12 protein-coding genes are annotated in these 8,419 nt (G+C 39.3%); all 12 read left to right on the top strand.

Features of this window, described 5'->3' with window-relative positions; genetic code table 11:
- The first annotated feature begins 196 nt into the window (after positions 1-196).
- Entirely contained in the window at positions 197-1,294 is a 1,098-nt protein-coding gene (locus tag SD31_RS10820) for an MFS transporter (protein ID WP_052258973.1), read from the top strand.
- Positions 1,287-2,021: a (Fe-S)-binding protein gene (locus SD31_RS10825; RefSeq protein WP_039054126.1), complete on the top strand. Its 735-nt coding sequence runs from the start codon at positions 1,287-1,289 to the stop codon at positions 2,019-2,021. The genes SD31_RS10820 and SD31_RS10825 overlap by 8 nt, the downstream gene beginning before the upstream one ends.
- A 16-nt stretch (positions 2,022-2,037) precedes the next feature.
- Complete coding sequence (locus tag SD31_RS10830; protein ID WP_039054127.1) at positions 2,038-2,916, top strand: TIM barrel protein; 879 nt, start codon at positions 2,038-2,040, stop codon at positions 2,914-2,916.
- 81 nt (positions 2,917-2,997) lie between these two features.
- Positions 2,998-3,450 (top strand): hypothetical protein, encoded by a 453-nt coding sequence (locus tag SD31_RS15475; RefSeq protein ID WP_052258974.1) that lies wholly within the window; start codon positions 2,998-3,000, stop codon positions 3,448-3,450.
- The gene (locus SD31_RS15480) at positions 3,422-3,796 is read left to right on the top strand and encodes a hypothetical protein (RefSeq protein ID WP_052258975.1); all 375 of its coding nucleotides are present in this window, start codon (positions 3,422-3,424) and stop codon (positions 3,794-3,796) included. The genes SD31_RS15475 and SD31_RS15480 overlap by 29 nt, the downstream gene beginning before the upstream one ends.
- A 69-nt stretch (positions 3,797-3,865) precedes the next feature.
- Complete coding sequence (locus tag SD31_RS19190) at positions 3,866-4,135, top strand: hypothetical protein (RefSeq protein ID WP_231561486.1); 270 nt, start codon at positions 3,866-3,868, stop codon at positions 4,133-4,135.
- Between the two features lie 35 nt (positions 4,136-4,170).
- A complete protein-coding gene (locus SD31_RS19195; protein WP_410528259.1) occupies positions 4,171-4,920 on the top strand; it encodes an MFS transporter in 750 nt (249 codons plus the stop codon).
- Positions 4,913-5,455 carry an MFS transporter gene (locus SD31_RS19200; protein ID WP_231561488.1) on the top strand — a complete coding sequence of 181 codons (543 nt, stop codon included), beginning with the start codon at positions 4,913-4,915 and terminating at the stop codon, positions 5,453-5,455. Before SD31_RS19195 ends, SD31_RS19200 begins: the two co-directional genes overlap by 8 nt.
- Positions 5,456-5,685: 230 nt before the next feature.
- On the top strand, positions 5,686-6,432 hold the full coding sequence (locus tag SD31_RS10845; protein ID WP_197053670.1) for a metallophosphoesterase family protein: 747 nt from the start codon (positions 5,686-5,688) through the stop codon (positions 6,430-6,432).
- On the top strand, positions 6,413-7,093 hold the full coding sequence (locus SD31_RS10850) for a hypothetical protein (RefSeq protein ID WP_039054129.1): 681 nt from the start codon (positions 6,413-6,415) through the stop codon (positions 7,091-7,093). The genes SD31_RS10845 and SD31_RS10850 overlap by 20 nt, the downstream gene beginning before the upstream one ends.
- A 246-nt stretch (positions 7,094-7,339) precedes the next feature.
- Positions 7,340-7,789, top strand: coding sequence for a TIM barrel protein (locus tag SD31_RS20280; RefSeq protein ID WP_052258976.1), 450 nt, complete (start codon positions 7,340-7,342; stop codon positions 7,787-7,789).
- A 32-nt stretch (positions 7,790-7,821) separates the two neighbouring features.
- A complete protein-coding gene (locus SD31_RS20285) occupies positions 7,822-8,295 on the top strand; it encodes a sugar phosphate isomerase/epimerase family protein (protein ID WP_052258977.1) in 474 nt (157 codons plus the stop codon).
- Positions 8,296-8,419: the final 124 nt, after the last annotated feature.

The raw sequence follows: 8,419 nt of genomic DNA on the forward strand, positions 1-8,419 counted from the left end.
CGTGGGCTTTCTTCGACTGGGCAAAACTCAGACCTATAATCTCGATTTATTATTTCTTACTATCTTTTCCCCACTTTATTATATTAACCAATTAACGAAGTACCAAGACGGGGGAGGATGATATTGTAAACTTTTTCGGTTTTGAAAKCATCAATACCGTTCTTTCAAATTATGCTTTGGCATTTGCTATATAACGATGGTAGTTGCTTTACCGTTTTTATCAGCCTATGCCGATGCTAATGGAAGAAAGATGCAGACTATGAAGTTTTTTACCTATATGGGAGCTTTAGCCTGCATGGGACTCTTCTTTTTCAAGCTTAGTACGTTAGAATGGGGTATCATATGTTTCACCTTGGCAGCAATGGGGTATATTGGTGGCGTAGCGGTAAACAACTCCTATCTTCCTTTGATTGCCACGCCGGACAAGCAGGATGAGGTGAGCGCCAAAGGATTTGCCTACGGCTATGTGGGGTGTGTCACCCTTCAAATCATCTGTTTTGTGTTCGTGCTCAAGCCCGAATGGTTTAATATTACCGAGGCTTCTTTTCCTGCCCGTTTTTCATTCCTATTGGTGGGGCTATGGTGGTTAGGGTTCTCCTTGATTCCATTTCATGTTCTTCCCAACAATACACCGGCAATCAATGGTACTGGTCTATCCCTTATGCAGCGTGTATTGACCGAATTTAGAAGTGTGCTGGAGCAGGTGAAAGCAAACAAGGGCATCAAACGATTTCTTCCGGCCTACTTTTTCAATTCTGTAGGTGTACAGACCATCATGGTGGTGGCGACGATGTTTGGACAGAAAGAGTTGGAATTAGAAACTAGCTCGTTGATTATTGTAATAATTTTAATACAGTTGATAGCCATTGGAGGGGCGTATATTATGTCTTTCTTGGCAAAATACTGGGGTAATATTGTGGTGCTGATGATCGTAACGTTGCTATGGACCTCTATATGTATAGCAGCATTTTACTTAAGTAATGCAGCACAGTTTTACGGTTTGGCGGTTATGGTAGGGCTGCTAATGGGGGGAATACAGTCTTTATCCCGTTCTACCTATTCGAAGATGCTTCCAAAAGATTTGGAAGATACGACGGCCTTTTTCAGCTTTTATGACATCACAGAAAAGCTTGGCATAGTCGTGGGACTAATCTGTTTTGGAGCAATAGAGCAGCTTACTCACAATATTCGATACTCTGCGGTATCACTGTCTATTTTCTTTATTTTAGGATTTTTGTTATTATTGAGAGTACTAAAATTTAATTCTTTTTTAAAAGCAGGTATTGATGAATAGAAAAGTAGAGTTGTTTGTTCCTTGTTTTATAGACCAATTATATCCCGAGACAGCCTTTAATACGATTAAGCTGTTGGAAAAGGCGGGATGTGAGGTGATCTATAACAGCGAACAGACATGTTGTGGGCAGCCGGCTTACAATGCAGGGTTTTGGGATGAGGCGAAAGAAATAGGATCTAAGTTTCTGAAAGATTTTTCTGAAGAGCGTTATATAGTTTCACCGTCAGCCTCTTGTGTTGGTATGGTGAAATACAGTTATAACGACTTGTTTACCAATTCAACAGAGCATAACAGTTGTAGAAACATTCAACGCAATATCATGGAAGTTTCGGATTTTCTTGTAAATGTGTTGAAGAAGGAATATTTCGGGGCTGAATTGGTAGGTACGGGCGTGTATCACGACTCTTGCTCGGCCTTGCGCGAATGCAAAATTAAGGAAGAGCCGCGCCGTCTTCTGGCACAGGTGGGAGGGCTTGAGTTGGTAGAGATGAGAGATCAGGAAACTTGCTGCGGCTTCGGAGGTACGTTTAGTATTAAGTTTGACGGTATTTCAAGTGCCATGGCCGAACAGAAAGTACGTCATGCTCAAACAGTGAATGCAGACTATATTATTTCTACGGATGCTTCTTGTTTGTTGCAGCTGCAGGCCTATATTGACAAACACAATATTCCTATCAAGACTTTACATCTGGTGGATGTACTGACATCGGGATGGGCTAACATCTAACTAAAACTATATAAACATGAATTCGAGAAGAGACTTTATTAAGCATTTGGGCTTAGTGACTGCAGGTGTCGCTTTAGCGCCTTCCATGGACCTTTTTGCAGCCAAAAAATCGTGGTTCGAAATATCTCTTGCTGAATGGTCCTTACATAAGACCTTATTCAAGGGAGATCTAAAAAATATTGATTTCCCTCAATTTGCCGCCGAAAAATGTGGAATCTATGGTGTGGAATATGTAAATACCTTCTTCAAGGATAAGGCTAATGACATGACCTATCTGAAGGACTTAAACAACCGTGCTAAGTCGAGTGGTGTAACTAACGTACTGATCATGGTGGACGGAGAAGGGAATTTGGGTGACGAAGACGCCAAGAAACGTGCAAAGGCGGTCGAAAATCATTACAAATGGATTGACGCAGCACATTTCTTGGGATGTAAAACCATCCGTGTGAATGCCGCCGGTAAGGGGTCACCGGAAGAAGTGAAAAACAGAGTGGTGGAAAGCCTTTCTACCCTTGCTGACTATGGTAAAAAAGCCAATATCAATGTCGTAGTAGAAAATCACGGTGGTATCTCTTCACATGGTGACTGGTTGTCCAGCGTGCTGAAAGCAGTAGGTAAGAAGAATTGTGGTTCTTTGCCTGATTTCGGTAACTTTTACGAATATGACCGTTATAAAGGTGTAGAAGAGCTAATGCCTTTCGCCAAAGGGGTGAGTGCTAAAGCTAATGTTTTTGACGCCAACGGCAACGAACGCAATATCGATTATGTAAGGATGATGGATATTGTAAAAAAAGCTAAATACAAAGGTTACATCGGTATAGAATATGAAGGTACTGAGCTAAGTGAGCTGGACGGAATTCTAGCTACGAAGAAGTTGTTAGAACGTTTTAAATAACAAGATATGTTGAAGAATTGCTTTCTTATCTTGCTACCGCTGTTACCTATACATTATTCTTTCTCCCAAAATATACAGAAAATGCAAGTCTGGCAGGACAGCCTTTATAATTTGGGGAAGAGCGTTTTTGGTGATGAAGCGGATGTGCGCAGGATAGAAAGCAATTTTAATTTTGTACGAACGCTGGTGTCAGCCCTTAAGGAGCCAAACGCTTACTATTATACTTTTGACAAACTGAATATGATTTCTATTGTCAAGGCTCCAGACGATAGTTTTCGTATTTTCTCTTGGAATGTTCCTCTTCATGACGGCTCCTATCTGTATTATGGGGCGGTGCAGTTTCGTGCGCCTTCCTTAAAGCTTATTCCTTTATTGGACAAGACGTTTGATATTAAGAATCCGGAAAAGGAAATATTGAGTCCGACACAGTGGTACGGCGCTCAGTATTATGATATTGCTGCACTGGGAAAGAATCAATACGTTCTATTGGGGTGGAAAGGTCATAATGCCGAGTATACGAAAAAAGATTATTGACATTTTGAATGTCGAAGGACAGGAGAATATAAGTTTTGGTGCGCCCGTCTTTTCGGATGCTCCACAGCATGTTCGTAAGATTTTTAATTACAACAGAATGGCTACCATGTTACTTCGTTACAATAGAGCTAAAAATCTGTTGGAGTTTGACAATCTTATCCAGCTGGATCCCTCTTTAGGAGACACTTATAAAAATTATGTGCCCGACCTGTCACATAACGGCTATAAGCTTCAGAATGGCAAATTGAAGTATGAAGACAATATTCAGGTAGTAAATGCGGAAGAAGACCTTTTGCGCCAGCGTGAAGCACCTAAAAATACGAAGTCCGGCTTAGGACTTCGGTGAGGTAAATATTGTATATTTAATATTCTTAAAATATTAACTAACAGTTATTTTTATAATTAATCTACAATTATGGTTGAAAAAGATGATGAATTAGTAAGACATTTAGCCAAGCAGGGGGTGGATGATAAGATGGTTAACGGCCATCCTGCAGGACTATTTGTATTATTTTTTACTGAAATGTGGGAACGTTTCAGTTATTACGGTATGCGGGCCTTGTTGACTCTTTTTTTGGTTAGCTCTATCGCCGAAGGAGGGTGGGAATGGTCTAATGAGCGTGCCATGAAGTTGTATGGTCTTTATACTGGTTTGGTATATCTAACTCCTCTTATTGGGGGATAATAGCAGATAAGATTACCGGATTCAAGAAAGCTATTTTGATAGGTGCCTTTATCATGACCATGGGACATGCTTCTATGGCTCTAGAAGGTATCCATCAATATTTTTTCTACTTGGGGCTTGTTCTCATGATTTTGGGTAACGGTATGTTCAAACCCAATATTTCTTCTATGGTAGGAAACCTCTATCCGGACAACAGCTCTAAGAAAGATGCTGGATATACTATTTTCTACATGGGTATCAATGCCGGAGCATTTTTAGGAATGCTATTGTGTGGATATATCGGAGAAAAGATTGGATGGCATTATGGTTTCGGTCTGGCAGGTATATTTATGTTCTTCGGTATGCTGCAGTTTTATTTCGGGCAGCGTATTTTTGGTATCAATGGAGATTCTCCTAAGCAGCTGAAAGAATTCCATGACAATCAGATAAAAAATAAATTGGAAGAAGAGCCGGAAGAACTACCTGCAAAAGTTGTAAGAGACCGTCTTATTGTGGTGGCTGTACTGATGATTGCCAGTATAGTATTTTTCTTGGCCTTTGAGCAGGCAGGAGGATCCATGTCCATTTTTGCTAAGGATTATACACAACGCGTATTGTCCGGAAATGCGGCCATTACTTTTAAATGGATTGACGGAATTTTGACTATAGCGCCGATTATTATAGTAAGTATAGTTTTATATGCTTTGTCAAAACGTATTTTCAATCAATATCCTTTGACAATAATCTTTACCGGTATATCTTTTGCCGTAATTTGGGGGTTGGGAGCTCTGGAAAGTTATGCGTGAGTTTAATGCTACGGAAACAGAAGTAGCTGCATCATGGTTCCAGATTTTGAATTCTTTCTTTATTATATCATTAGCTTCAGGATTCAGTAAATTTTGGGAGAAAGTGTGGAACCCTTCAGGGCCTATAAAATTTGCTTTAGGTCTGATTATGGTGGGAATAGGTTTTGCAGCCTTATCCTATGGTGCCAGTGAAATTCCACAGGGAGCTAAAACGGCTTCTGTAAGTATGATCTGGCTGGTAATTGCGTACTTCTTCCATACTACGGGAGAGCTTTGTCTGTCGCCGGTAGGACTATCCTATGTGAGTAAGCTGTCTCCTAAGAAGTTTTTAGGATTGTTATTCGGGTTTTGGTTCTGTGCATCCGCGATAGCTAACTTCATCGGTGGATTTTTGGGATCTTATATTGATAAAATTACAGAAGAGCATTCTATGGCTTACTTCTTTATGATTTTTGCCATTATTCCGGGTGTAAGTGCCTTATTGCTGATTTTGTTCAATCCTATATTGAAGAAAATGATGCATGGCATCCGCTAGATGAAAAGAGACAGATATTTAAAAGAAAAGCCATTCCTTTTGGAATGGCTTTTCTTTTAATTTATCATCAAAAATCATATTTAAGTAATAAGATAATTTCTTGTTTAACTATAAAACTAAACTTTTTACTTTTGGTGTTCTAAAGTCAAAATAGTTTTATGGGATTACGTGAAAAAGTTTTTCTGTGTGCAATTTCTCTTATACTGATTTCATTTCTGGCGTCCTGTGATATGATAGAAGTGCATCCTTATGCAGGCGACATCAAAGGAAAGCGAGATATTAATATACAAAACATAGCCCGTATTGAGGAAGCTTTTGCCGATAAAGATACCATCCGCTTTGCTTTTATTTCTGATTCACAAAGATGGTATCATGAGTTAGAAGACTTTGTACATCATGCGAATAATCGTACGGATATTGACTTTGTCATTCATGGAGGTGATCTTACTGATTTCGGACTGACCAAAGAATTTTTGTGGCAACGTGATATTCTGGAGAAGTTGAAATATCCTTATGTGGCTGTTATTGGAAATCATGACTTTCTGGCCAATGGGGAAGATATATATAAGATAGTTTTTGGAGAGGAGAATTTCAGTTTCATTGCGGGAAGAACCAAGTTTGTTTGTATGAATACCAACGCTTTGGAAGCAAACTATTCCGTGCCTATTCCAGACTTTTCCTTTATCAATGCAGAAATGAAAAAGGATACGGAACGCTTCGATCAGACTATTGCCATCATGCACGCCAAACCCACGTCGGAGCAGTTTAACAATAATGTAGCAGACATCTTTCATCATACGCTCAAGAAATTTCCGAATTATTTATTTGCAGTATGTGGTCACGATCACCGTTTTGAAGAAGAGGATATTTTCGGAGACCAAGTCATTTATTACGTGAACCCTAATATTGGTAAGAGGAAGTATTTGTTGTTTACCGTTACTCAGAATAATTATAGTTATGAATTGGTCGCTTATTAGAAAAAGTATATTGATTGGAGCGTTAGTAGTTGGAATGGCATGGCAGAGCGGTTTTGCTGCTACATATGCTTTGGGAGAGGAAAGAAGACCTGATTCTGTCTCCACAAAAGAAGCTGAAGACCTGCCTGCTGCAAGGGTGGAGATAGTTCCTGCACATTATAATATGCAGCATGCCGGAGCTATAGGTCTGGTCGCGCTGGGTCCCGGATGGGATTATGGACAGAAAAGGCAGTGGACTACCGATTTTCTGATAGGTTACGTGCCGGCGTATGATACCGATCGGGCGAAGGTAACTTTAACGCTAAGACAAATATATACACCGTGGAAACTTCCCGTAGGTGATAAGTTGTTATACGAGCCTTTACGTACCGGCGCCTATGTCAGTACGACATTAGGTAAACAATTCTGGTTTTCCGCTCCAGAAAAATATCCCCGTAATTACTATACTTTCTCTCCTAAGGTTCGTCTCAACATATTCTTGGGGCAAAGTGTAGGTCTACGTTTTGATCCTAAGAGATCTCGTTTTGACAGCATAAAACTGTATGCCGACCTACATTCTTCCGACCTGTATATTATTTCCCGCATACAAAATAAGTATCTGCAGTTTAAGGATTACCTTGGTTTGTCTTTTGGCATCAAACTTCAGCTGAAAAGAAGGTAATCGCATCTCATACTTGGAATGCTTGCATCCAGTGAGAAGATAGAGGTCTTTTTTGTTTTATATTTTAATTTTTTTTGGAAGTATTTTGTCAATACTTTATTGCATTTTCCTGTTTGATTTACATTAGGAAATTCTATATTAGAATTTGATAACACAATTGGAGTCAATATTGATACAGAATTACTATACCATAAATAAACCATGCGATATCTTATAACAATTTTAGTTTTACTTGTTTGTCAGCCATTGGACATATTAGCGAAAGATCCTCTCCTAAAAATGCAAGTGGGGTATTCCGTAGGTATTCAAAACGTTACGGAGAAGAAGATGGTTTACGCCAAATCCGTAGGGGTGGATGTCATTGAAACATCTATTAATGCTTTTATAGACAAAAAGAAAAGAGCTTTTACTGCTTCAGACGAGGAAATAAAAGCACAGCTGATGAAAGCGAAAGGTGCTTTAGATAAGTCTGGAGTTAAGGTTTGGTCTATACATATGCCTTTCGGACCTCATATTGACCTTTCGCTATTGGATGAAAGGGAAAGGAATGAAGTAGTGACCTTACATCGGAAAGTGTTGGAATATGTTAGTATCCTTAAACCTAAGATTATTCTTTTTCATCCAAGTTATCATCTTGGGCTTAATGAGCGGGAGCAACGCATCAAACAGTTGGTAAAATCTATCGAAGGAGCTTAAATAAAGATGTAAAAAACATAAGAGCTACCATAGTGATAGAAAATATGCTAGGCTATGAATTGGTGAGATCCAATAAAAAGCAGGAAACACCTTTATGCAGAACGGTAGATGAGATGACAGCTATCATGAAGCTTATGCCTAAAGATGTGTTTGCTGCAGTGGACATGAACCATATAAAGCATCCGGAAAATCTTATTATGGCTTTAGGAAAAAGATTGAAGTCCGTACATATTGCTGATGGTGACGGAAAAAAGGAATGCCATTATTTTCCTTGTTCGGGAGAAGGAGAGAATGACTGGTCTGCCATTCTGTTGGCATTGAAAAAGGTGGGCTATAAAGGACCTTTTATGTATGAATGTGCTTTTAAGGATGTAAAGGATTTAAGAGCGTGTTTTGAGGGGTTGAGATGYAATTATTCTTTCAAATTATTGACCAACCCCTCAAAACACGCTCTTAAATCCTTTACATCCTTAAAAGCACATTCATACATAAAAGGTCCTTTATAGCCCACCTTTTTCAATGCCAACAGAATGGCAGACCAGTCATTCTCTCCTTCCTCCGAATCAAGGAAATATAGGCACTCCTTTTTCCGCACTATTCACAATATGTACGACTTCAATCTTTTCCTAA

The organism is Sphingobacterium sp. T2, assembly GCF_000814685.1.
Lineage (GTDB): Bacteria > Bacteroidota > Bacteroidia > Sphingobacteriales > Sphingobacteriaceae > Sphingobacterium > Sphingobacterium thermophilum.

Bases quoted from the DNA above. Each gene is read 5' to 3' on its own strand.
- SD31_RS10820 (WP_052258973.1), top strand. From the start codon at position 197: ATGGTAGTTGCTTTACCGTTTTTATCAGCCTATGCCGATGCTAATGGA.
- SD31_RS10825 (WP_039054126.1), top strand. From the start codon at position 1,287: ATGAATAGAAAAGTAGAGTTGTTTGTTCCTTGTTTTATAGACCAATTA.
- SD31_RS10830 (WP_039054127.1), top strand. From the start codon at position 2,038: ATGAATTCGAGAAGAGACTTTATTAAGCATTTGGGCTTAGTGACTGCA.
- SD31_RS15475 (WP_052258974.1), top strand. From the start codon at position 2,998: ATGCAAGTCTGGCAGGACAGCCTTTATAATTTGGGGAAGAGCGTTTTT.
- SD31_RS15480 (WP_052258975.1), top strand. From the start codon at position 3,422: ATGCCGAGTATACGAAAAAAGATTATTGACATTTTGAATGTCGAAGGA.
- SD31_RS19190 (WP_231561486.1), top strand. From the start codon at position 3,866: ATGGTTGAAAAAGATGATGAATTAGTAAGACATTTAGCCAAGCAGGGG.
- SD31_RS19200 (WP_231561488.1), top strand. From the start codon at position 4,913: ATGCGTGAGTTTAATGCTACGGAAACAGAAGTAGCTGCATCATGGTTC.
- SD31_RS10845 (WP_197053670.1), top strand. From the start codon at position 5,686: ATGATAGAAGTGCATCCTTATGCAGGCGACATCAAAGGAAAGCGAGAT.
- SD31_RS10850 (WP_039054129.1), top strand. From the start codon at position 6,413: ATGAATTGGTCGCTTATTAGAAAAAGTATATTGATTGGAGCGTTAGTA.